The sequence below is a fragment of the Ramlibacter aurantiacus genome (genome assembly GCF_016722895.1).
GTDB classification, from domain to species: domain Bacteria; phylum Pseudomonadota; class Gammaproteobacteria; order Burkholderiales; family Burkholderiaceae_C; genus Ramlibacter; species Ramlibacter aurantiacus.
On the sequence record NZ_JAEQNA010000004.1, the window covers coordinates 215,511 to 237,796 of the forward strand.

Genomic DNA, 22,286 nt, shown 5'->3' on the forward strand with positions numbered 1-22,286 from the left:
GGACCGAGCCGACGAACGGTTGCGCCACAGGCGTTCACTCCCTGGACGCCCGTTGCGCTTCAATCGGCCCATCAAAGAAGTAGGGAGCCGAACCCAAATGGCATTCGTTTTCGAACCCATTCCTGCACAACGCAACGTCATCGAACTCGACAATCCCAGGGAGGTCAACTGGTGGATCAAACGATTCGGCTGCAGCGAAGAGCAGCTTCGCGCCGCGGTCGCTGAGGTTGGATCTTCCGCCGCCAAGGTGGAGCAACTCCTCGACGGCAGCGACATCATCGTCACGGTCTAGGGACAGAACCCGCTTCGGGGCCTCCGCGGCGCCGCAGCCAGCCGAACCCCGCGCGGGTGCCGCCGACGCTTGCAAGTGCCGGGCGGTATTCGGCGCCGACCCAGCCCTGCCATCCGCATGCAGCGGCGACCTCGTCGATCACGTCGAACAGATAAGCGGTGTTCAACTCGCCCTGGTCGGGTTCCTGCCGCGCGGGCACGCCGGCGACCTGGAAATGTCCCACGCGGCCGGTCGGCAGATAGCGCCGGATCTTGGTCGACACGTCGCCTTCCACCACCTGGCAGTGGTACAGGTCCATCTGCACCTGCACGTTGGCCGCGCCGATCTCCTCGACCAGTTCGTGGGCATGGTCCTGCCGGTTCAGGAAAAAGCCGGGCATGTCACGGGTGTTGATCGGCTCGATCAGGAGGACCACGCCGTCATGAGCAGCCTCGGCCGCGGCCCAACGCAGGTTGGCCACGAAGGTCGCCCGGACCGTCTCGCGCGTGAGTCCCGCGGGAACCACTCCGGCCATCACATGGATGCGCGGGCAGTCGAGTGCCCGGGCATACGCCAGCGCCAGTGTCACGCCCGAGCGGAACTCGGCCTCGCGCCCCGGAATGCAGGCCAGCCCCCGGTCACCGGCCTGCCACGCGCGGTCCACGCTGCCCGCGTCGAGACCGCCAGGCGGCGCATTGAACAGAACCTGCTGCAGACCGTGTCCGCGCAAGCGGCCGGCCAGCTCGGCCGGCCGCCAGGCATAGGGGAACAGGAACTCCACCCCGCGGAATCCATCCGCAGCGGCCGCCTCGAAGCGGTCGAGAAAATCGAGCTCGGGATAGAGCAGGCTCAGGTTGGCGGCGAAGCGCGGCATGCGGGGTGGCTCTTGCAGGTCAGGCAGCCCGACAGGATAGCCGCCTGAAGGCTTCATCCCCGCTCGAAACGGAACACCGCCGTCGATGCCCGGGCGTTGGGCAGCCAGCGCACCTCGTGTCCGTCCTGCACGCCGAACGCATCGAGGATCGACAAGCGATTGCGGGTGGCCAGCACCTCGAAGTCCTTGAAGGTGCCCACGCGGATGTTGGGCGTGTCGTACCACTGGTAGGGCAGGCGCTTGGTGACCGGCATGCGCCCGCGCAGCACCGCGAGGCGGTTGGGCCAGTGCGCGAAATTGGGGAAGGCCACGATGCCCACGCGACCCACCCGTGCCGTTTCCACCAGCATGGTTTCCGTGTTGCGCAGGTGTTGCAGGGTGTCGATCTGCAGCACCACGTCGAAGCTGTCGTCGTCGAACATGGCCAGGCCTTCGTCCAGGTTCAACTGGATCACGTCGACGCCGCGACGCACGCAGGCGATCACGTTGTCGTCGGCGATCTCGACGCCATACCCGGTGCAGCCTCGTTCGCGCTGCAGCAGGTCGAGCAGGGCGCCGTCGCCGCATCCGAGGTCGAGCACCCGCGATCCGGTGGGCACCATGCGGGCAATGGTCTGCAGCAGGGGGCGGTCGCTCATGGACGCTCCGTGCCGAAGCCGGCTGGCAGAATCCCGGCGCCGGGACGAACCACCCGGAGGAGGGAAAAACAATGCGACGAACGATCAAGCAACTGGCCCTGGCCACAGCCCTGTTGGCCGCCAGCGCCGCGCACGCGCAGGCGACCTGGAGCGGCTGGCTGTGCTGCAGCCTGCGCGGTGACGGCAAGTGGATCAGCGACATCAACTACGACGAGGGGCCCACGCACCGCATCATTCCGGCGGGCACGCCGGTGCAGATCACCGGCTATGGCCGCTATCGCGTGCTGGTGACCATCGATGGCAAGTCGCAAGCCATCGGCAACGACTACAGCCGCGACCTGGGACTGGAGGCGTTCGCGCGGCGCTACGTGCTGGCTGAAGACCCCAGCGCCACGCTCGCCTCTCACCCGCCCAAGATCCGCGAGGCGATCGCAGCGGGCAAGGTGACCCGCGGCATGACGCGTGAACAGGCGCGCATGGCGGTGGGCTGGCCGGTGAGCAGCGAGAACCCCGACCCCCAGGCCAAGGTGCTGCGCCACTGGTTGAGCAGCTTCGCCGAGTACCAGCTGGTCTTCGACGCCTCGGGCCGCATCAGCGACATCAACACCGATCCGGCGACCCGCAACGCGGTGGTGGTGGACTAGCGCGTTCACGCGGACAACTCCCGGGCAATGCCGTCGAACCAGGCGCGCACCAGGGCCAGGTAACGCGGGTCTTCCAGCAGGAAGGCATCGTGGCCATGGGGCGCGTCGATCTCGGCATAGCTCACGCTGCGCCGGTTCTCCAGCAGCGCCTTGACCATCTCGCGGCTGCGCGCCGGCGAGAAGCGCCAGTCGGTGCTGAAGCTCACGATGAGGAAGCGGGCGCAAGCCGCCGCCAGTGCTTTGGTGAGGTTGCCGCCGAAGCGGCGCGCCGGATCGAAATAGTCCAGGGCGCGGGTGATCAGCAGGTATGTGTTGGCATCGAAGTACTCGCTGAACTTGTCGCCCTGGTATCGCAGGTAGCTCTCGATCTGGAACTCCACTTCCTGCGTGGTGTAGCGGTAGTCGCTGGCGGCGGCTCCCACGGCGCTGCGCAACTCGCGTCCGAACTTCTCGTTCATGACGTCGTCCGAGAGGTAGGTGATGTGGCCGATCATGCGGGCAATGCGCAGTCCCCGTCGCGGCACCACCCCATGTGCATAGAAGTGGCCGCCGTGGAAGTCCGGGTCGGTGACGATGGCCCTGCGCGCCACCTCGTTGAAAGCGATGTTCTCGGCGTTGAGGTTGGGTGCGCTGGCAATCACCGCTGCGTGGCGCACCCGCTTGGGGTACTGCAGCGTCCACGACAACGCCTGCATGCCGCCCAGGCTGCCGCCCATGACGGCTGCCAACTGATCGATGCCCAGCGCATCCACCAGCCGCGCTTGCGCGTTCACCCAGTCTTCCACGGTGACCACGGGAAAGTCGGCCCCCCACGGCTTGCCAGTCGCGGGATTCGTGTGCATGGGACCCGTGGAGCCGAAGCACGAACCCAGGTTGTTCACGCCGATGACGAAGAAGCGGTCGGTGTCCACCGGCTTGCCGGGGCCGATCATGCTGTCCCACCAGCCCTCGGACCTGGGCTGGCCCTCGTAGACGCCGGCCACGTGGTGCGAGGCGTTGAGGGCGTGGCATACCAGCACCGCGTTGCTGCGATCGGCGTTCAGCCGGCCATAGGTCTCGTAGGCCAGGTCGTACTGCGCGATGGACGCACCGCTTTGCAGCGCCAGCGGCTGCGGGAAATGCAGAGCCTGAGGTTGAGCGACCAGCGTCATCGACATCCAAAAACAAAACCGGCGTCGCCAAGTGCGAGGCCGGTTTTCACGCGGGCTTCGTCTTTAGCTGAACTTGTTAGAGCGCCCGCAATCGGAAGCAAATCGGCGCTGAAGCGGCGCAGTATAGCCGTGCGGTTCGCGTGCCCGCCAGGCTAGAGCTCCACATCGATGCCTGGCTGGGCGCGCAATTCGGTCACGACGCCGGTGAGCATCTGGAGGGTCTCGATGCACACCTCGTCGTTGCCTACGAGCATGGCCGGCGAAGCGGCGGTTGCCACCAGGCGACCCGACTCGGGATGGATCCCCAGCACGATCCCCGGGTAGGTGCGGCACAGGTTGTGCTCGAGCGCCGCCCGATACACCTGGTGCAGCGACGGCGGCCGCGGCAAGCCCACGTCGCAGAAGAATTCGACCGAGTCGGTCTCGGCGTTCAGACGCATCACGACCGTACAGTCATTGAGAACGAAGCCCCCGTTGGCCAGCGCCTCGCGAGCAGCGTCACCCGGGCCGACCATGCGCTCGACCACCCGCGGCAACATGGCCTCGAAGAACTTCGAACTCAGGTTGTGCAGGTGTTCGTCCATCTGCTCCATTTCCGCCGCGAAGGAAGGGCCGGAATCCTCGGCGGGCGCTTCATGCGATTGCGAACTGATCATGTCTGCCTCCCGTTTTCGTTCAGTGCGGCACGGTCGCCGTCGCCGGCATGATCGCCGCCACCGCCCTCGCTGATGCCGGCTGGGCAGCGGCTGGCTGCCCAGCCGCCTGCCTGGGCGGCACGACCGCGCCCAGCACCCATCCCCACGACAGTCCCAGCCACAGGCCGGCACCCACACTCAGGGCCATTTTCACCGTCGGGTTGTGAGCCAACGGTGCGATGGCCCGGCCGGCCGTCGAATAAACGGTGGCGGCGCCACGCCGGGTGATGTCCTTGACCGTGTCCCAATCCGGGCGTTGCCACCTGGTCTCCGGCGCAGCGGGTCCCTCGCCCGGCTCCAGCGGCACGGACGCGGCAGCCGGCTGCGCGTGCTTCGAATCGCGAAGCTGGACAACCGGCTCCCTCAGCGCGCTTGCGAAGCCGGTCGCAAGGTCGGCACCGTATCCCTTGATCGCCTCCCACGTTCCCTGCCGCAGATCCTCGATCGCCTTCTTGAGTGCCTCCTCTTTCTCTGGGGTGCTGGCATCAAGAAAAACAGAATCCCGGCGCCCCTCGGTGCGGCATGCCTCGACCACCGAGGTGCTGACAGCGGTCGCCACACTGGAACACATCGTGCTGACCACATAGGCGGGGGCGAGCTGCTGCGGACTGGTGCCGAACAGGCCTGCGCCCACCATGGAATGACCCAATGCGAACGGCCAGAACTGCAAACCGCTGGCGAACACCGCTCCGGTCGTGTCCTTGTCCGGAACCTGCTTGCCGTCGCGTTCGATCGGAGCGGGCTTGTTGTACTTGGGCATCAGCTTGCCGCCCTCGGCAACCCGGCTTGCCAGCGCGCCACCGAGCGTGATCCATCCGACCGCCACGAGGTAACTCAGGAAGTGATTGAAGATCGCCGCGTCATGCGCCGCGTCACCCGCGTAATCGTCCTTGTTGACGATTGGATGGTTGACGAGCAACCAGCCGCTCAGGGCCGCCGGGAAAAAGCTGAGGAGCGTCCGGAACACGACATGGCCATTGCGCCAGGCGTCACGCGTGCGGCTGGCAGCAACCAACGACGTCACGTCTTCGCGAGTGACGCTCATCTTGTGCAGGGCGATGGCCGTCCTCTGAATACGCGATTCGCGCTCGCCGGCTGTGGGCGGAATGAACCGCTCGAGCGCTTTGGCCAGGTTTCGTCTCTCTGCGGCAGCGATGACGTGCAGCGCAGACTCGTGGTCGATCGTCCCTCGAATCGGCGTCGGCATGTAGGGCGCGAACTCAGCGAATGTCTCAGTGAAAGTCCCGCCGGGCTTCAGGGGGTGCCCTGCGGCACCCGCCGCGCTCGACCCGAGTGGAGGCGCTTGCTGGCTTCCCTCCGGCTCCTCGAGCTGTCCATTGCGTGCGGCCCATGGCGAAGCCGTTGCCGAGGACGCGGCCGAATCGATCTGTCCGCCCTTGGACTCACGCTCCGCCTTGCGGTCTTTCCCTGGTTCGCGTGACCCAACCTGGCCAGCAGCGGCTGCTGTCGACGTAGCTGAGTTTGTGGATGGACGAGGAGAAAACACTTTGGCAGGCCCCACCCCCGTTGCAGCTCGGTCTCTCAGCGGTGGGCTGGCGGCATGGAACTGTACGGGCAGCGCGCTTGTGGACCCTTCCCCGCGTGCGGGCGTTGTCCGAGCGGGAGACTTGGGCAGGTCATTGCTGCGCCGCGAAGTCCCCGGTGAAAAAGCACCACCCCCGTTCTTGACTGAGCGATCACCCATAGAAGTTCATCCTGTCCAAACCCGCCGGACTCATCAGTCGGCACGGGAGAACGTTCGTTCCTAGATGCTTTCCCTATGGATCCCGTTGTCGAGCCAGCCGGGGGTTTGCGCCCTTGCGTCCAGCCTCAAGCTGTGATTCATAATGGCCTCGCGTGGGTTCGTGCCCGCGCAAGATTGCGGTGAACAGTTCATCTTCGCGTTGTTGCTCAGTTAAAGCGCTTCCGGGACTCATCGCTCAGGTCTATGTTTTTTTAGGAGTCCCAATCAAATGGGCAACAAACTTTACGTGGGCAACCTGCCCTATTCCGTGCGCGATAGCGACCTCGAGCAGGCGTTCAGCCAATTTGGCGCCGTCACGAGCGCCAAGGTGATGATGGAGCGCGACACCGGCCGGTCCAAAGGCTTCGGTTTCGTCGAGATGGGCAGCGACGCGGAAGCGCAGGCAGCCATCAACGGCATGAATGGCCAGCCCCTGGGCGGTCGCAGCGTGGTGGTCAACGAAGCCCGTCCGCCTGAGCCGCGCTCACGCAGCGGCGGCTACGGTGGTGGTGGCGGCGGCTACGGCGGCGGTGGTGGTGGTTACGGCGGTGGCGGCGGCGGCTACGGTGGCGGCGGCGGCGGTTACGGCGGTGGCGGCAGTGGTGGCGGCGGCTACGGCGGCGGTGGCCGCAGTGGGGGCGGCGGTGGTGGCGGTGGCCGCGGCGGCAACGACGGTGGTTTCCGTAGCCCCTACGGCTCCGGCCCGCGCGGCGGCGGCAATCGCGGCGGCTACTGATCGCCCGGCGAGACAAACACGAAGAAGGGGCTTAGGCCCCTTTTTTCATGGTCGGATCTCAGGCGTCGGTCGCGCGGTGCTTGCGAGGTCTGCCCTCGACCAGGCGATCGAAGACGGCATTGGGCAGCACTCGGAGCACGCGGGCCGCGAGTCCCATCTGCCAGGGAATGATGCGGTGGCTGGCGCCCGCCTCGATGGCGCGGAATGCGCGGTCAGCCAGCTCGGCGGGCTGCAGCAGGAACGGCATGGGATAGCGGTTGCGCTGCGTCAGCGGCGTGGCCACCCACCCGGGACTGATGGTGACCACCCGCACGCCCGCGGCCTTGAGTTCGTTGCGCAGCGATTCGCAGTAGCTGATGGCGGCAGCCTTGCTGGCGCAATACGCCCCGTGGCCGGGCAGGCCCCGGACCCCGCCCACGCTGCCGATTCCCACCAAGGTGCCGCGCTGCCGCCGCACCATGGGCGCGATGAAGGGCTGGAAAGTGGCGGCCAGGCCGAGCACGTTGGTGGCGAAGCTCAACGCCATGACGTCGAGGTCCTCGCGCCGCGAAGTGTCCACCCCCAGGCTGATGCCGGCGTTGCCGATCACGATGTCCGGCAATCCCTGCATGGCCAGACAGGCCCGGCCCGCAGCGACGATGCTGTCGGTGCTGGTGACGTCCGCGCCGTAGACCGCAAACCGGCCGGTCTCGAGCGGTAGCCGCTCGGCCCAGGCTTGCATCTCGGCGCTGCGGCGAGCAACCAGTGCCAGCCGCCAGCCCGCCGCCGCATAGCGCTGGGCCAACGCCTGGCCGATGCCGCTGGACGCGCCGGTGATGAAGACCAGGGGCCGGTCGCTCACGAAGGCCTCGGCTCGGGGGCCAGCGTGCCGCGCACGCGGCCCTCCAACTGCAGGACACGATCGAGGTTGTCGTAATCGAGGCGGTCCGCCGTGAAGCGGTGGTTGCCCTGCACCAGGACCACCGGCTTGTGCGACAGCAGCCGCTCGGTATCGACGAAGGCATGCAGGAACTCACCGCTGATTTCCATCCGGGGCCGCAGTTCGCCGTCGGGACCGCGACTCGCCTCCCGGGTGACCACCGCATCACCGATCAACTGCACCTCGGAGCCGTCACCGTTGGAGATGCCGCGCCTGGCGGTGGCGACCGTCAACTCGCCGCGTTCATTGAAGGCGCGCACGCGCGGATTGTCTATTTCGAGCGTGTCCGTGTCCGGATAGTGGCGAGCTTCGGTGCCGAAGACCTCGCTCTTGAGCCGCCCGGTGTCGTCGAAATGGCGTACCGCGAAGCGGCGCATGAAATAGTCCGGCTCGTGCGTCGGCGGCGCGGGGGCCGATGGCGGCGCGAACGTGGGTGTGTTGCGGGCCAGCCAGTAGGTGCCCAGGGCGACCAGCCCCATCAGCAGGATGGGTGTATAGACCGCGCTGCGGTCCCAGCCCTTGCGCAGCGAGCGCCAGAGCCAGGACATCACGCCTGCCCTCATCGATAGCTCTCCAGCAACTGGGCGTAGCGGCCGCTGGCCACCAGGAGCAGGTCGCAGAACTCGCGGGCCGCACCGTGCCCGCCGGCGGCAGCGGTGACATACCGCGCAACGCCCTTCACCTCGCGGTGGGCGTTGGCTGGCGCGGCTGCGAAGGCACAGCGTCGCAGCACCGGCAGGTCGGGCCAATCGTCGCCGATGGCCGCCGCCTGCCCCCAGCCGAGGCCGAGCTCCTGCAGGCTGCGTTCAGCGGCCGGCGCCTTGTGCTCCGTGCCGTAGTGCACGTGGACCACGCCCAGGGCCGCCAGGCGAGCCCGCAGCGGCCCCGAATCACGACCGGTGATGACCACGGGCGTGATGCCCCCCTGCTGCAACAGCTTCAGCCCCAGTCCGTCGAGGATGTGGAAGCGCTTGAGCATCTCACCCTCGGTGGACAGGTACAGGCCGCCATCGGTGAGCACGCCATCGATGTCGAAGAAGGCGACCCGGATGCCCTGGGCTGCGAGCAGCACCTCCGGGGCGAAGTTCAACTGGGGCTGCATGACGTCAGATCACCTTGGCGCGCATCAGGTCGTTGCTGTTGACCGCGCCGCACAGCCTGTCCTCGGCGTCGACCACCAGCACGCTGGTGATGCGGTGCTTTTCCATCAACTCGGCCGCTTCGACCGCCAGCACCTCGGCGCGGATGGTGCGCGGGTTCGGGTGCATGACGTCGCCGGCGCGCATCTGGCGGACATCCGTGCCTTTTTCGACCAGGCGGCGCAGGTCGCCGTCGGTGAAGATGCCCAGCACCCGCCCCTGTTCGTCCACGATGGCGGAGGCGCCCAGGCCCTTGCGGCTCATCTCGCGCATGAGGTCGGTGAAGGGGGTGTCGGCTGTCACGCGGGGCACCTGCTCACCGCTGCGCATGACGTCGCTGAGCAGGGTGAGCAGCTTGCGCCCGAGTGCGCCACCCGGATGCGAGCGGGCGAAGTCCTCGGGCCGGAAGCCGCGGGCATCGAGCAGGGCCACGGCCAGTGCGTCGCCCAGCGCGAGTTGCGCGGTCGTGCTGGCCGTCGGCGCAAGGTTCAGGGGACAGGCTTCCTTCTCGACGGCGCTGTCCAGCACGAGGTCCGCGTGGCGCGCAAGGGTCGACCGGGAGTTGCCGGTCATGGCCACGAGCGTGGCACCGAGCCGCTTGAGCACCGGAATGATGGCCGTGAGTTCGTCGCTTTCGCCGCCATTGGAGATGGCCAGGACCAGGTCGAGCGACTTGACCATGCCCAGGTCGCCGTGGCTCGCCTCGGCAGGGTGCACGAACATCGCCGGCGTCCCGGTGGACGCGAGCGTGGCGGCGATCTTCCGGCCGATATGCCCGCTCTTGCCCATGCCCATCACCACCACGCGACCGCGCACCTTGAGCATGGCCTGCACCGTACGGGCGAAGGATTCGCCGGTACGGTGCTTCAAGCCGAGCACCGCCGCAGCTTCGATGTCGAAGGTTTCCTGTGCCAGCAAGAGCGCGCGCTGCGGATCGAACGGGAGATCGGGGGCGGTGGACGGGGGCGGGGCGCTCATGTCGCCAATTCTACGAAGCGACCCCGTCCGCGCACCGTCACGAATCGATGGCCTTGCGCTCGCGCGCCCTTAGGATGCCGTCATGAACACGCTGGGCCTCACGCTGCTGTACCTGCTCGCCGCGGTGCTGGGCGTGGTGGCCTGCCGGACACTGCGCCTGCCGCCGATGCTGGGCTATCTGGCGGTGGGCGTCCTGATCGGGCCGAATGCGCTGGGCCTGGCAGAGAGCTCCGCCGGGGTGAGCCACCTGGCCGAGTTCGGGGTGGTGTTCCTGATGTTCGTGATCGGTCTGGAATTCAGCCTGCCCAAGCTGCGGGCGATGCGCGCCCATGTGTTCGGGCTGGGCCTGTTCCAGGTGGTGCTGACCGTCGCCCTGGCGACGGCGGGGCTCCTGCTGGTCGTGCCCTGGCTGCCTGCTGGCTGGCGAGTGTCCTGGCAGGGCGCGATAGCGCTGGCCGGTGCGTTGGCCATGAGCAGCACCGCGATCGTGGTCAAGCTGATGGCGGAACGGCTGGAGCTCGATTCGGAGCACGGCAAGCGGGTGATGGGCGTGCTGCTGTTCCAGGATCTGGCCGTGGTGCCGCTGCTCGTGCTGATACCGGCGCTGGCGAGCGACCCCGACATGCTGCTGGTCTCCCTGTCCCTTGCGCTGCTCAAGGCGACGCTCCTCGTGGCCGTCTTGCTGGTCGGCGGGCAACGGGTGATGCGGTGGTGGCTGACACTGGTGGCACGCCACAAGAGCGACGAGCTGTTCGTGCTGAATCTGCTGCTGATCACGCTCGGTCTGGCGTGGCTGACCGAACTGGCGGGGTTGTCTCTGGCGCTCGGCGCCTTCATCGCCGGCATGCTGATTGCCGAGACCGAGTACAAGCACCAAGTGGAGGTGGACATCCGGCCTTTCCACGACGTGCTACTGGGCCTGTTCTTCATCACGATTGGCATGATGCTCGACTGGCGCTGGGTCGCCAGCAGCTGGGGCCTGGTGTTGTTGCTGGTCACGCTCCCGGTGCTGTTCAAGCTCGCCCTGATCACGCTGCTGGCCCGCGGACTCGGGGCATCGACCGGTGTGTCGCTGCGCACCGGTTTGTACCTGGCCCAGGCCGGCGAATTCGGCATCGTGCTGCTCACCCTGAGCCAACGCAACGGGCTGCTGGAACCGGCCTTCTTCAACCCGGTCCTGGCCAGCATGGTGCTGTCCATGCTGGCCACCCCCTTCGTGATCATGTTCAGCAACCGGCTGGTGCTGAAGCTGGTCGCCAGTGAATGGATGCAGCAGTCGGTGCAGATGACGCAGATCGCCAAGCGCTCGATCGGCACGACCGGCCACGTGATGATCTGCGGCTTCGGGCGCAGCGGACAGAACCTCGCGCGCATGCTCGCCCAGGAGGGGGTGCCGTACATGGCACTCGACCTGGACCCCGATCGGGTGCGGCAGGCGGCGGCCGCCGGCGACTCGGTGGTGTTCGGGGATGCATCTCGCCTGCAGGCGCTGATGGCGGCGGGGCTGGCCCGGGCCAGCGCGGTGGTCGTCACCTACAGCAATCTGGCAAGCGCCCTCAAGGTGCTGCGCCTGGTGCGCGAACACGCCCCGCAGGTGCCGGTGATCGTGCGCACGGCCGACGACCGTGACCTGGAACGCCTGCAGGCTGCCGGCGCAGCGGAGGTCGTTCCCGAAGCGCTGGAGGGTTCGCTCATGCTGGCCAGTCACGCGATGGCCTTGGTCGGCGTTCCGATCCGCCGGGTCCTCCGGCGAGTCCAGGAGCAGCGCGATGCGCGCTACAACCTGCTGCGTGGCTACTTCCACGGCGCCGACGAAAGCGTGGACGAACTCGCCACCGAGCGGTTGTCGACCGTGACCCTTCCGCTCCATGCCCTCGCCGCGGGCAGGCCGCTCGGCGAGTTCGCGCTGCATGCGCTCGACGTTCGCGTGGTGAGCGTGCGCCGCGGCAATGGGAATCCGGTGCCACCGGCCGACGACATGCCGCTGCAGGGCGGAGACACCCTGGTCCTGAGCGGCCGAGCCGAGCCGCTGGCGCTGGCCGAGGAGAAGTTGCTGGGGGCCTGAGCGCGGCGGGTGCGCGCGATCACTTGCCGATGCAGAAGCTGGAGAAGATCACGCCCAGGAGATCGTCGGCGCTGAACTCGCCCGTGATCTCGTTCAAGGCGTTCTGGGCCAGTCGCAGTTCTTCGGCCAAGAGGTCCAGGGCCGGCGCCACGGGCTGCAGGTACTGCTGGCCCAGCTCGAGGTGCTGCCGCACCCGCGCCAGCGCCTGGACGTGCCGCTCCCGCGCCAGCCAGACGCCCTCGGGCGCCGACTGCCAGCCCGCGTGCTGGAGCAGGGATCGGCGCAAACCGTCGAGGCCGGCACCCGTCCGGGCCGACAGCGCGATGCCGCCTACCGGAAGGCCGGCCGGTGCGGCCAGGTCGACCTTGTTCCAGACATCGACCACCGGCGTCGCCCTACCCGCCCGTTGCCGCATCGCTTCGCGTATGGCCTCGTCACCGGCCCGGTAGGCCGGATCCAGGCTGCGCGAGACGTCATGCAGCAGGATGACGACGTCTGCGCGGCCGATCTGGTCCCACGCCCGTTCGATTCCGATCTGTTCGACCAGGTCCTGGCTCTCGCGCAAGCCCGCGGTGTCGATCACGTGCAAGGGCACGCCTTCGATCTGGATGGTTTGGCGGACGACGTCGCGCGTGGTCCCCGGCACCGGCGTGACGATGGCCAGCTCGGCGCCCGCCAGGGCATTCAACAACGAACTCTTGCCCGCGTTGGGCTGCCCGGCGATCACCACATGGATGCCTTCACGCAGCAGTGCGCCCTGGCGCGTGCGCTGCAGCACCCGATCGAGTTGCGCCTGCAGGCGATGCAGCTGTCCGCGGGCGTCGGACTGCTCCAGAAAGTCGATCTCTTCTTCGGGGAAATCGAGCGTGGCCTCGACCAGCATGCGCAGGTGGATCAGTGCGTCCCGCAGCGATCGGACCTCGCGCGAAAACTCTCCGGCAAGCGAGCGGCTGGCGCTGCGGACAGCCGCCTCGGTGCTGGCATCGATCAGGTCGGCGATGGCCTCGGCCTGGGCCAGATCGATCTTGTCGTTGAGGAACGCTCGACGGGTGAATTCACCGGGCTCGGCCACGCGCAGTCCCAGGGCGGACCCGGCTTCCAGACAGCGAGCCAGCAGGAGTTGCAAGACGACGGGGCCCCCATGCGCCTGCAGTTCCAGCACGTCTTCCCCGGTGTAGGAGTGCGGCGCCGGGAAGTGAATGGCCAGGCCGTGGTCGATGGTGCTGCCATCTGCCGCTTTGAATGGCAGGTAGGTGGCCTGGCGCGGCTGCAGGGGCTGACCGCAGATCGCCTCGACCAGAGGTCGCACGTCTGCCGCAGAGACGCGCACGATGCCCACCGCGCCTCGGCCAGCCGCGGTGGCGATGGCAACGATCGGTGGATCGTGTCGTTCTCGCATGGTGACGATGGTAGATCGCGCGCTTCAAGCAAAGAGGGCCGCGCGGGCCCTCCTTCAAGCAAGCGTCCGATCGGTCAACGGAACTTCGGCAGATTGAACTGCGGAGGAACGCCCATGCGCGTGTTGATCAACCACTGCTGCGCGATCGACAGCACGTTGTTGGTGATCCAGTACAGCACCAGCCCCGCCGGGAAGAAGAAGAACATGACCGAGAAAATGAGCGGCATGTACCACATCAGCTTGGCCTGCATGGGGTCGGGCGGCTGCGGGTTCAGCGCCGTTTGCAACAGCGTGGTGAGCGCCATCACGATGGGCAGGATGAACAAAGGGTCGGGCGAGGCCAGGTCGCGGATCCACAGCACCCAGGGCGCATTGCGCATCTCCACGCTGGACAGCAGAACCCAGTACAGCGCGATGAAGACCGGAATCTGGACCAGGATCGGCAAGCAGCCACCAAGGGGATTGACCTTTTCTTCGCGATAGATGCGCATCATCTCCTGCTGCATCTGCTGCGGGTTGTCCTTGAAACGCTCGCGCAGTTGCATGACCCGCGGGTTGATGGCCTTCATCTTGGCCATGCTTTGGTAGCCCTTGGCCTGGAGCCAGTAGAAGGCGATCTTGATCACCAGCACCAGCGCCACGATCGACCAGCCCCAGTTACCCAGGATGCCGTGCAGCTTGTCCAGCAGCCAGTACAAAGGCTTGGCCAGGATGGTGAGCCAGCCGTAGTCCTTGACCAGGTCGAGGCCGGGAGCGATCTGCTCCAGCATCTTTTCCTGCTGCGGACCCGCGAACAGCACCGGGGTGACCGCCTTGCTGGAGCCGGCGGACACCGATTCCAGCGGTGCGATCATGCCGACCGCGTAAAGGTTGTTGTCCACTTTGCGCATGAACACATCGCGCTGCACACCCGAGGGCAGGATCCAGGCGCTGGCGAAGTAGTGCTGCACCATCGCGACATAGCCGTTGTCGGCCTTTTCCTGGAACTGCGCCTTGTTCTTGTCGATATCGGAAAAGTCCACCTTCTGGAACTTGCCCTGCTCGGTGTAAACCGCGGGGCCCGTGAAAGTCGAATAGAACGACGATTCGCCAGGCAGCGGATTGCCGTCGCGCATCAACTGCACGTAGAGCTGCGGAGACACCGGCCCGCTTCCGACGTTCACGACCTCGTGCTGAACGGGGATGTCGTAGGCGCCACGCTTGAGCGTATAGGTCTTGATCAGTTTCACGCCGTTCTGCGCCGGCGACTCGAAACGCACCCGCAAGGTGTCCTGGCCCTCGCGCAGTTGCCGGTCACCGCTGAACTGCATCACGGTCTTGTGGTTCGGGTAGTCGCCACCGATCAGGCCGGACTGAGCCACATACAGGCGCTGCGCGCTTTCGTCGAACAGCACGAACGGATTCCTGGTCTTGGGCGCGCCCGATTCGGCGGCGTGATCGAGAAACTCCGCGTGCACGAGGGAGCCCCCTTCGGTATCGAAGGTCAGGCGCAGCACGTCGGTCTGGACCGTGATCTTTTCGCGAACGGCAACAGGTTCCACGTCAGCCGGGGGGATGGCGGGCGCGTTCGAGCTCTTGGCGGCGGGCACGGGCACGCCGTTACCCGTCGCTGTGGCTGGCGTGGCTGGGTTCGACGCGGCAGGCGCGACGGCTGGGGGTCGGCCGAAGAAGGTGGCCTGCCTGCCGTTATGAATCTGCCATTGGTCCCACAGCATCACCAGGGAAAAGCCAAAGATCACCCACAGGATGGATCGACGAATGTCGTTCATGAGGAGTTCTAGTGAGAAAGGGGTGAAGTCCAGCGCCTGAACAGGCGGGGAGGGGCGGTTGGTACATCGTCATGGCCACCCGCGCACCACGGATGGCAACGAGCCAGGCGGCATGCCGCCAAGTAGCTGCCAGCCCCCGCACCATGCCGCTCCAGGGCCTGCAGGGCATAGGAAGAGCACGTGGGCGTGAACCGGCATGAGGAGCCTAGCCAAGGCGACAGCAGCAGCCGATAGCCCTTGACCAAGCCGATCAGGACATGTTTCAACATCGAAGAGCCCTGGAGAACAGTTGTCGAAGTTCGGCGCGAACGACCGATCGCAGCCGCTCCGACGTGGCGCTGACGAACTGCTCACGATCGAAGCCCGCCCTCAGCCGAACCACGTGCGCCACCGGCGGCAACGCCGATGCGACCTCATCAGCGACTGCGAAAATCTGGCGTCGGATCGTGTTGCGGGTGACTGCCCGCCTGGCCCACCGCTTGGGAATCACCACCCCTAGCAGCAGTCCCGCATCGGCTGTGGATACCTGCGTGTCAGCAGTTGAAGCCTGCGAAGGCATCGCCGGGTTCGAGGGGACCCGGTGCAATGCGAAGTGAGCGGTGCGAGAGACGGTTTGTCCGGCCATGACGGCCTGGAACTGCGACCGCGTCTTCAGTCTCAGCAACCGCTGCGCTCGCGCCGGATGCTGCTGCCGCACCTGGGTCGACTACGCCGGCGCTTCAGCAGCTCAAAGACCGAGACGCTTGCGGCCCTTGGCGCGGCGGGCATTGATCACGGCACGGCCGCCACGGGTCTTCATGCGAACCAGGAAGCCGTGGGTGCGCGCGCGGCGCACTTTGGAGGGTTGGTAGGTGCGTTTCATGATTGATGTCTCGGGGAAACCCGCGATTATCGCTTAACAGCACAGGTCCCACAAGGCAATGTCCTTTGTCCACCGCCGTCGAGACAGCCCTGCAGGGCTTGGGCAACTTTGTGGATAAGCGCTTGATAAATTAGAATCGACGGCTTTGGTCAGATGAAATATCCACAGAGGGCGCCGGCCAATATATGAGTGAGGGGCAACGCAAGGACCTGATTTCGGAAGCCCCTCTTGGTGCTGGCGACGGCTTGTGGCAGGCCTGCATGGAGCAGCTTGCCCAGGAGATGCCGGAGCAACAGTTCAACACCTGGATCAAGCCGCTGGTGGCCCAGGTGTCCGACGATTTCTCCCGGGTCGTCCTCTTCGTGGCCAACCGCTTCAAGCTGGACTGGATTCGGGCGCAGTACGCCGGCCGAATCGCCGCCCTTCTCGAGCGCGTGTATGGGCAACCGGTTCAGCTCGAACTGGCCTTGGCCCAGCGTGATGCGCCTACCCGCACGATCGTCGCTCCGGTGGTCACCGAGCTCGAACCGCCGCCTGAAACGGTCGAGGTCGGGGAGGATCCGGCGAGCGGCGTCTTCAAGACCCGGCTGAACTCCGCCTTGACCTTCGACACCCTGGTCGAAGGGACCGCCAACCGGATGGCCAGGGCAGCGGCCATGCACGTGTCCGGCACGCCAGGCCACCTGTACAACCCCCTGTTCATTTATGGGGGCGTGGGTCTCGGCAAGACCCACCTGGTGCATGCCGTGGGCAACAAGCTGCTGGCGGACCGACCGCAGTCGAAGGTTCTCTACATCCATGCGGAGCAGTTCGTCTCGGACGTCGTCAAGGCCTACCAGCGCAAGACGTTCGACCAGTTCAAGGAGCGTTACCACTCGCTGGACCTGCTCCTGATCGACGACGTGCAGTTCTTCGCCAACAAGGACCGGACTCAGGAGGAGTTCTTCAACGCGTTCGAGGCGTTGCTGGCCAAGAAGTCGCACATCGTCATGACCAGCGACACGTATCCCAAGGGACTGGCGGACATCCACGAGCGCCTGATCTCGCGCTTCGATTCGGGATTGACGGTGGCCATCGAACCACCCGAGTTGGAGATGCGGGTGGCCATCCTGATCAACAAGGCGCGCGCCGAAAGCGCCGAGATGCCCGAAGAGGTCGCGTTCTTCGTCGCCAAGAACGTGCGCTCCAACGTGCGCGAACTTGAAGGCGCGCTGCGCAAGATCCTGGCTTATTCACGGTTCAACCAGAAGGAAATCTCGATCCAGCTCGCGCGCGAAGCCCTGCGCGACCTGTTGTCGATCCAGAACCGCCAGATCAGCGTCGAGAACATCCAGAAGACGGTGGCCGACTACTACAAGATCAAGGTCGCCGACATGTACAGCAAGAAGCGGCCCGCGTCCATCGCCCGGCCGCGGCAGATCGCGATGTACCTGGCCAAGGAACTGACTCAAAAGAGCCTGCCCGAGATCGGTGAGCTGTTCGGGGGCCGGGACCACACCACCGTGCTCCACGCGGTGCGCAAGATTTCGAGCGAGCGTCAGCAGCTCACCGACCTCAACCAGCAGTTGCACGTGCTCGAGCAGACCCTCAAGGGTTGAAGCTGGAATAAAGCTGGGGATCGTTTCTGAACAACTGCCTGCTTATCCACAGCCCGAGCTGCCTGAGCCAGGTTGTCCCCGTTGGCGCGACAGCGGCGGCGGGGCTTCGCCCACACGGTTGACTGCGATGCAAGTGCTTGAGCCCGCAGAGAAAAAATGGCTTGTCCACAGGACCGGGGCTGCTCTACTAGCTACTACTAATTTGAATAAAGAACTTATAGGGAAACAACCAGGCCTGCCTTCTCGCGCCGAACCGGGTGCGTTCGTCTCCCCGCGGAGACAGGCCCGCGGCTTAGGTATCGGCTTGGATCGTTGCGCCCGGGAAAACAGTGAAAATCGCTGCGCCGCGTCACTGCTGGGCTTGGCACACTCCACAACGTCATTCGAAAGTACACAAGAGAAGAGGCACCCATGATCGTCCTGAAGGCAACACAAGACAAAGTGCTGTCCGTCCTGCAGTCGGTAGCCGGGATCGTGGAGCGCCGCCATACCCTGCCCGTGCTGGCCAACGTGCTCATCCGCAAGACAGGGGACGGGGTCCAGTTCACGACCAGCGACCTGGAGATCCAGATTCGCACCACCGCCGAACTGGGCGGTGACCCGGGCAACTTCAGCACCACGGTGGGTGCACGCAAGCTGATCGATATCCTGCGCACGATGCCGTCTGACCAGACGGTGAGTCTGGAAACCAGCCAGAACAAACTGCTCCTCAAGGGCGGCAAGACGCGTTTCACCTTGCAGACGCTGCCGGCCGAGGATTTCCCGCTGGTGCAGGAGGCACCCAGCTTTGGCCCGACATTCAGCGTGCCGCAGAAGACGCTCAAGGACCTGCTCGACCAGGTGTCATTCGCGATGGCGGTCCACGACATCCGCTATTACCTCAACGGCATCTTGTTCGTCGCCGAAGGCAAGCAGCTCGCGTTGGTGGCCACCGACGGCCACCGCCTCGCGTTTGCCAACGCGAAGCTCGAATCCGAGGTGCCGAAGCAGGAGGTGATCCTTCCGCGCAAGACCGTGCTGGAGCTGCAGCGCTTGTTGTCCGATGCCGAAGGTGCCATCGACATGCAGTTCGCGAGCAACCAGGCCCGCTTCAGTTTCGGGGGCATGGAGTTCGTCACCAAGCTGGTCGAGGGCAAGTTCCCCGACTACAACCGCGTCATTCCCAAGAATCACCGCAACCAAGTCACGCTGGGCCGGGCACCGCTGCTTGCCAGCTTGCAGCGAACGGCCATCCTCACCAGCGACAAGTTCAAGGGCGTTCGCCTGAATATCGAGCCCGGCGTGCTGCGCGTGGCCTCCAACAATGCCGAGCAGGAGGAGGCAGTGGATGAACTCGATATCGACTATGGCGGCGACGCCATCGAGATCGGCTTCAATGTCAATTACCTGATCGACGCCCTGTCCAACATGAGCCAGGACATGGTGCGCATCGAACTGCAGGACGCCAACAGCTCGGCCCTCGTCACCAACCCCGAAAACAGCGCCTTCAAGTACGTCGTGATGCCCATGCGGATTTGATGTCCGCAGGCACGCGCTTGCCATGTCCGCCAGCCGGAACATGGCCCTGAGATCCGAGAGAACAGCATATGTCCGAGAACAACGAGATGGCCGCCGACGGTGGCAACGGTGCCCCACAGCAGCCGCCGATCGACGTCAACCAGCCGGGTGCCAGCGCGGGATATGGTGAAAGCTCCATCCAGATCCTCGAAGGGCTGGAGGCCGTTCGCAAGCGGCCCGGCATGTACATCGGCGACACCTCCGATGGGACCGGCCTGCACCACCTCGTGTTCGAGGTCGTCGACAACTCGATCGACGAAGCCCTGGCGGGCCACTGCGACGACATCGTCGTCACGATCCACACCGACAACTCCATCAGCGTGGTGGACAACGGCCGCGGCATCCCGACCGGCGTCAAGATGGACGACAAGCACGAGCCCAAGCGCTCGGCTGCCGAGATCGCCTTGACCGAACTGCACGCCGGCGGCAAGTTCAACCAGAACAGCTACAAGGTCTCGGGTGGCCTGCACGGCGTGGGCGTGAGCTGCGTGAACGCACTGTCCCGGATGCTTCGATTGACGGTGCGTCGCGACGGCAAGGTGCACGTGCTCGAATTCAGTCGCGGCGTGGTGCAGAACCGCATCGTGCAGGAGGTCGGCGGCGTGCCGGTGTCACCGATGCAGATCCTGGGCGACACCGACAAGCGGGGCACCGAGGTGCACTTCCTGCCCGACACCGAGATCTTCCGGGAGAACAATGACTTCCATTACGAGATCCTGTCCAAGCGCCTGCGCGAGCTGAGCTTCCTGAACAACGGCGTGAACATCAAGCTGATCGACGAGCGCAGCGGCAAGCACGACGATTTCTCAGGGGCTGGCGGGGTCAAGGGGTTCGTCGAATTCATCAACAAGGGCAAGACGGTCCTGCATCCGAACATCTTCCATGCCCTCGGCGACCGCATGAGTGACCAGAACACCAACGTCGGTGTCGAGGTCGCCATGCAGTGGAACAGCGGCTACAACGAGCAGGTGCTGTGCTTCACCAACAACATCCCCCAGCGGGACGGCGGCACCCATCTCACCGGCTTGCGCGCGGCCATGACCCGCGTGATCAACAAGTACATCGAGGAGAACGAGCTGGCCAAGAAGGCCAAGGTCGAAGTCAGCGGCGACGACATGCGCGAAGGCCTGACCTGCGTGCTCAGCGTGAAGGTGCCCGAGCCCAAGTTCTCCAGCCAGACCAAGGACAAGCTGGTCTCCAGCGAGGTTCGCGGTCCGGTCGAGGACATCGTGGCGCGCTTGCTCACCGATTACCTGCAGGAGCGCCCGAACGACGCCAAGATCATCGTCGGCAAGATCATCGAAGCGGCCCGTGCGCGCGAAGCGGCGCGCAAAGCCCGCGAGATGACGCGACGCAAAGGCGTGCTCGACGGCATGGGCCTGCCAGGCAAGCTGGCCGATTGCCAGGAGAAGGACCCGGCGCAGTGCGAGATCTACATCGTCGAGGGGGACTCCGCCGGTGGCAGCGCCAAGCAAGGTCGTGACCGGAAGTTCCAGGCCATCCTGCCGCTGCGCGGCAAGATCCTGAACGTCGAGAAGGCCCGCTACGAGAAGCTCCTCACCAGCAACGAGATCCTCACCCTCATCACCGCCCTGGGCACGGGCATCGGCAAGGCCGGTGGCAGCAACGGCGGCGGCGCCGACGACTTCAACGTCGGCAAGCTGCGCTACCACCGGATCATCATCATGACCGACGCCGACGTGGACGGCGCGCACATCCGCACGCTGCTGCTCACGTTCTTCTATCGGCAGATGCCCGAGTTGGTGGAGCGCGGCCACATCTACATCGCGCAGCCGCCGCTCTACAAGGTCAAGGCCGGCAAGGAGGAGCTGTACCTCAAGGACGGCACCGAGCTCGATGGATTCCTGCTGCGGGTCGCCCTCAACGGGGCCAGCGTCAGCACCGGAGGCGACAACCCGACGGTCATCAACGGCGACACCCTCAGCGAGCTGGCTCGCAAGCACCAGGTGGCCGAACAGGTGATCAACCGGTTGTCCGGCTTCATGGACGCGGAAGGCTTGCGAGCCATCGCCGACGGCGTGAAGCTGAACCTCGACACCGTGCCCGAAGCGGAGGCGTCGGCCCTGGCCTTGCAGGCCAAGCTGCACGAGGTCGACCGGGCCAACAACGCAGCGCCCGCCGAAGTGGCCGGCGAGTTCGACGCCCGCACCGACAAGCCCATCCTGCGCATCAGCCGGCGCCACCACGGCAACGTCAAAAGCAGCGTGATCACGCAGGACTTCGTCCACGGTGCCGACTACATGGCGCTGGCCGAAGCCGCCGACACCTTCCGAGGCTTGCTGCACGAAGGGGCCACGGTGCGTCGCGGCGAGGGCGAGCGCGCCAAGGAAGAAAAGGTCTCCGACTTTCGCCAGGCCATGCGCTGGCTCATCTCCGAGGCCGAGCGTTCGACCAGCCGCCAGCGCTACAAAGGGCTGGGCGAGATGAACCCCGGGCAGCTGTGGGAAACCACCATGGACCCAGCGGTGCGGCGCCTGTTGCGGGTGCAGATCGACGACGCCATCGAGGCCGACCGCGTGTTCACCATGCTGATGGGGGATGACGTGGAGCCTCGCCGCGAATTCATCGAAAACAATGCGCTGAGGGCGGCGAATATCGACGTCTGAGCCGGGGCGGGCGGGCGGGGTCGGTCGTTCAAGCGAAGGTACCGAGGAGCGCTTGACCTTGCCCCGAGGGCAAGGTTTACGATGCTTCTGGTATTCGGCTCGTCGGCCATCCGGCTGCGGACCCGAACGTAGAATCCCGCTGCCATGACCGCCCTTCGTTTCATCTTCGCCTGGCTGCTGCTGCTTGCCCTGCCCCTGCAGGGCTTTGCGGCGGCCTCCATGCGCTTGTGCGAACCGGTCGAGGCCCCAGCGATGCTGGCCCAGGCTCAACACGGGGGTCATGCGGCTCATGCAGGGCACGGTGGGCACCGACACCATGGTGCAGACGATTCTTCGGTCCACGCCACGCCGTACGGCATGGACGAGCCAGGCCATGTCCATGAAGACGACGGTACGCCCGGCCACAGCTGTGCGGTTTGCGCTTCCTGTGGTCACGTCGTGGGCGTTTCGATGCCCACGAGGACACTTGCAGCCGCCGAGCCCGTGTCGGCCTCGCTGCCTGACCCCGCCCTGCCCGAATTGACACGGGCCACCCCACTGCCAGACAAACCTCCACGCATCTGAGCGGCCGCGCGTGCCCGCGTTTGAGCGGGCGCGCGGCCGTCCCTCATTTCGTTGTG

The 22,286-nt window shown here is 65.8% G+C and carries 22 protein-coding genes; 8 read left to right on the forward strand and 14 right to left on the reverse strand.

What is annotated here, in order from left to right; genetic code table 11:
• The first annotated feature begins 97 nt into the window (after positions 1 to 97).
• Positions 98 to 292, forward strand: a complete 195-nt coding sequence (locus tag JI739_RS12925) for a DUF3606 domain-containing protein (RefSeq protein ID WP_201684328.1) — start codon at positions 98 to 100, stop codon at positions 290 to 292.
• Here JI739_RS12925 and otnI read toward each other — a convergent pair.
• Together otnI and metW are read right to left on the reverse strand one after the other, a co-directional pair.
• Positions 282 to 1,145, reverse strand: a complete 864-nt coding sequence (gene otnI / locus JI739_RS12930; RefSeq protein WP_201684329.1) for a 2-oxo-tetronate isomerase — start codon at positions 1,143 to 1,145, stop codon at positions 282 to 284. The genes JI739_RS12925 and otnI overlap by 11 nt on opposite strands.
• A gap of 53 nt (positions 1,146 to 1,198) precedes the next feature.
• A complete protein-coding gene (gene metW, locus JI739_RS12935; protein WP_201684330.1) occupies positions 1,199 to 1,783 on the reverse strand; it encodes a methionine biosynthesis protein MetW in 585 nt (194 codons plus the stop codon).
• 71 nt (positions 1,784 to 1,854) lie between these two features.
• Here metW and JI739_RS12940 point away from each other — a divergent pair, with 71 nt between their 5' ends.
• Entirely contained in the window at positions 1,855 to 2,427 is a 573-nt protein-coding gene (locus JI739_RS12940; RefSeq protein ID WP_201684331.1) for a hypothetical protein, read from the forward strand.
• A 5-nt stretch (positions 2,428 to 2,432) separates the two neighbouring features.
• Here the strand turns inward: JI739_RS12940 and metX are convergent, their stop codons facing one another.
• The 3 genes from metX to JI739_RS12955 all read right to left on the reverse strand — a co-directional run bounded on the left by metX (position 2,433) and on the right by JI739_RS12955 (position 5,480).
• The gene (metX, locus tag JI739_RS12945) at positions 2,433 to 3,578 is read right to left on the reverse strand and encodes a homoserine O-succinyltransferase MetX (protein ID WP_201684332.1); all 1,146 of its coding nucleotides are present in this window, start codon (positions 3,576 to 3,578) and stop codon (positions 2,433 to 2,435) included.
• A 152-nt stretch (positions 3,579 to 3,730) separates the two neighbouring features.
• Positions 3,731 to 4,234, reverse strand: coding sequence for a type III secretion system chaperone (locus JI739_RS12950; protein ID WP_201684333.1), 504 nt, complete (start codon positions 4,232 to 4,234; stop codon positions 3,731 to 3,733).
• 19 nt (positions 4,235 to 4,253) lie between these two features.
• The gene (locus tag JI739_RS12955; protein ID WP_201684334.1) at positions 4,254 to 5,480 is read right to left on the reverse strand and encodes a hypothetical protein; all 1,227 of its coding nucleotides are present in this window, start codon (positions 5,478 to 5,480) and stop codon (positions 4,254 to 4,256) included.
• 766 nt (positions 5,481 to 6,246) lie between these two features.
• On the opposite strand from JI739_RS12955, the gene rbp reads away from it, so the two are divergent.
• The gene (gene rbp, locus JI739_RS12960) at positions 6,247 to 6,753 is read left to right on the forward strand and encodes an RNA-binding regulator (RefSeq protein ID WP_201684335.1); all 507 of its coding nucleotides are present in this window, start codon (positions 6,247 to 6,249) and stop codon (positions 6,751 to 6,753) included.
• A gap of 58 nt (positions 6,754 to 6,811) precedes the next feature.
• Here rbp and JI739_RS12965 read toward each other — a convergent pair whose 3' ends face one another.
• The 4 genes from JI739_RS12965 to JI739_RS12980 are packed head-to-tail and all read right to left on the reverse strand — an operon-like array spanning position 6,812 to position 9,789.
• Complete coding sequence (locus JI739_RS12965) at positions 6,812 to 7,594, reverse strand: SDR family oxidoreductase (protein WP_201684336.1); 783 nt, start codon at positions 7,592 to 7,594, stop codon at positions 6,812 to 6,814.
• Positions 7,591 to 8,235: an LPS export ABC transporter periplasmic protein LptC gene (gene lptC / locus JI739_RS12970; RefSeq protein ID WP_236589542.1), complete on the reverse strand. Its 645-nt coding sequence runs from the start codon at positions 8,233 to 8,235 to the stop codon at positions 7,591 to 7,593. Before lptC ends, JI739_RS12965 begins: the two co-directional genes overlap by 4 nt.
• Positions 8,232 to 8,774 (reverse strand): KdsC family phosphatase, encoded by a 543-nt coding sequence (locus JI739_RS12975; RefSeq protein ID WP_201684337.1) that lies wholly within the window; start codon positions 8,772 to 8,774, stop codon positions 8,232 to 8,234. Before JI739_RS12975 ends, lptC begins: the two co-directional genes overlap by 4 nt.
• A 4-nt stretch (positions 8,775 to 8,778) precedes the next feature.
• Complete coding sequence (locus JI739_RS12980; RefSeq protein WP_201684338.1) at positions 8,779 to 9,789, reverse strand: KpsF/GutQ family sugar-phosphate isomerase; 1,011 nt, start codon at positions 9,787 to 9,789, stop codon at positions 8,779 to 8,781.
• Positions 9,790 to 9,871: 82 nt separating this feature from the next.
• On the opposite strand from JI739_RS12980, the gene JI739_RS12985 reads away from it, so the two are divergent.
• The gene (locus JI739_RS12985; RefSeq protein ID WP_201684339.1) at positions 9,872 to 11,854 is read left to right on the forward strand and encodes a monovalent cation:proton antiporter family protein; all 1,983 of its coding nucleotides are present in this window, start codon (positions 9,872 to 9,874) and stop codon (positions 11,852 to 11,854) included.
• Between the two features lie 19 nt (positions 11,855 to 11,873).
• On the opposite strand, the gene mnmE is transcribed toward JI739_RS12985, so the two are convergent.
• The 5 genes from mnmE to rpmH form a co-directional block, all read right to left on the reverse strand.
• Entirely contained in the window at positions 11,874 to 13,253 is a 1,380-nt protein-coding gene (gene mnmE, locus JI739_RS12990; protein ID WP_201684340.1) for a tRNA uridine-5-carboxymethylaminomethyl(34) synthesis GTPase MnmE, read from the reverse strand.
• Positions 13,254 to 13,327: 74 nt separating this feature from the next.
• A complete protein-coding gene (gene yidC, locus JI739_RS12995; RefSeq protein WP_201684341.1) occupies positions 13,328 to 15,022 on the reverse strand; it encodes a membrane protein insertase YidC in 1,695 nt (564 codons plus the stop codon).
• A gap of 8 nt (positions 15,023 to 15,030) precedes the next feature.
• Entirely contained in the window at positions 15,031 to 15,291 is a 261-nt protein-coding gene (gene yidD, locus JI739_RS13000; protein ID WP_201684342.1) for a membrane protein insertion efficiency factor YidD, read from the reverse strand.
• Positions 15,285 to 15,686 (reverse strand): ribonuclease P protein component, encoded by a 402-nt coding sequence (locus JI739_RS13005; RefSeq protein WP_201684343.1) that lies wholly within the window; start codon positions 15,684 to 15,686, stop codon positions 15,285 to 15,287. Before JI739_RS13005 ends, yidD begins: the two co-directional genes overlap by 7 nt.
• 63 nt (positions 15,687 to 15,749) lie before the next feature.
• Positions 15,750 to 15,884: a 50S ribosomal protein L34 gene (gene rpmH, locus JI739_RS13010; RefSeq protein WP_029463016.1), complete on the reverse strand. Its 135-nt coding sequence runs from the start codon at positions 15,882 to 15,884 to the stop codon at positions 15,750 to 15,752.
• A 185-nt stretch (positions 15,885 to 16,069) separates the two neighbouring features.
• On the opposite strand from rpmH, the gene dnaA reads away from it, so the two are divergent.
• From dnaA to JI739_RS24455, 4 genes are all read left to right on the forward strand, one after another.
• Complete coding sequence (dnaA, locus tag JI739_RS13015; RefSeq protein ID WP_201684344.1) at positions 16,070 to 17,482, forward strand: chromosomal replication initiator protein DnaA; 1,413 nt, start codon at positions 16,070 to 16,072, stop codon at positions 17,480 to 17,482.
• 411 nt (positions 17,483 to 17,893) lie between these two features.
• Positions 17,894 to 19,000: a DNA polymerase III subunit beta gene (gene dnaN, locus JI739_RS13020; RefSeq protein WP_201684345.1), complete on the forward strand. Its 1,107-nt coding sequence runs from the start codon at positions 17,894 to 17,896 to the stop codon at positions 18,998 to 19,000.
• Between the two features lie 68 nt (positions 19,001 to 19,068).
• On the forward strand, positions 19,069 to 21,666 hold the full coding sequence (gene gyrB / locus JI739_RS13025; protein WP_201684346.1) for a DNA topoisomerase (ATP-hydrolyzing) subunit B: 2,598 nt from the start codon (positions 19,069 to 19,071) through the stop codon (positions 21,664 to 21,666).
• A 144-nt stretch (positions 21,667 to 21,810) separates the two neighbouring features.
• Positions 21,811 to 22,230 (forward strand): hypothetical protein, encoded by a 420-nt coding sequence (locus tag JI739_RS24455; protein WP_236589544.1) that lies wholly within the window; start codon positions 21,811 to 21,813, stop codon positions 22,228 to 22,230.
• The last annotated feature ends 56 nt before the right edge of the window (positions 22,231 to 22,286 follow it).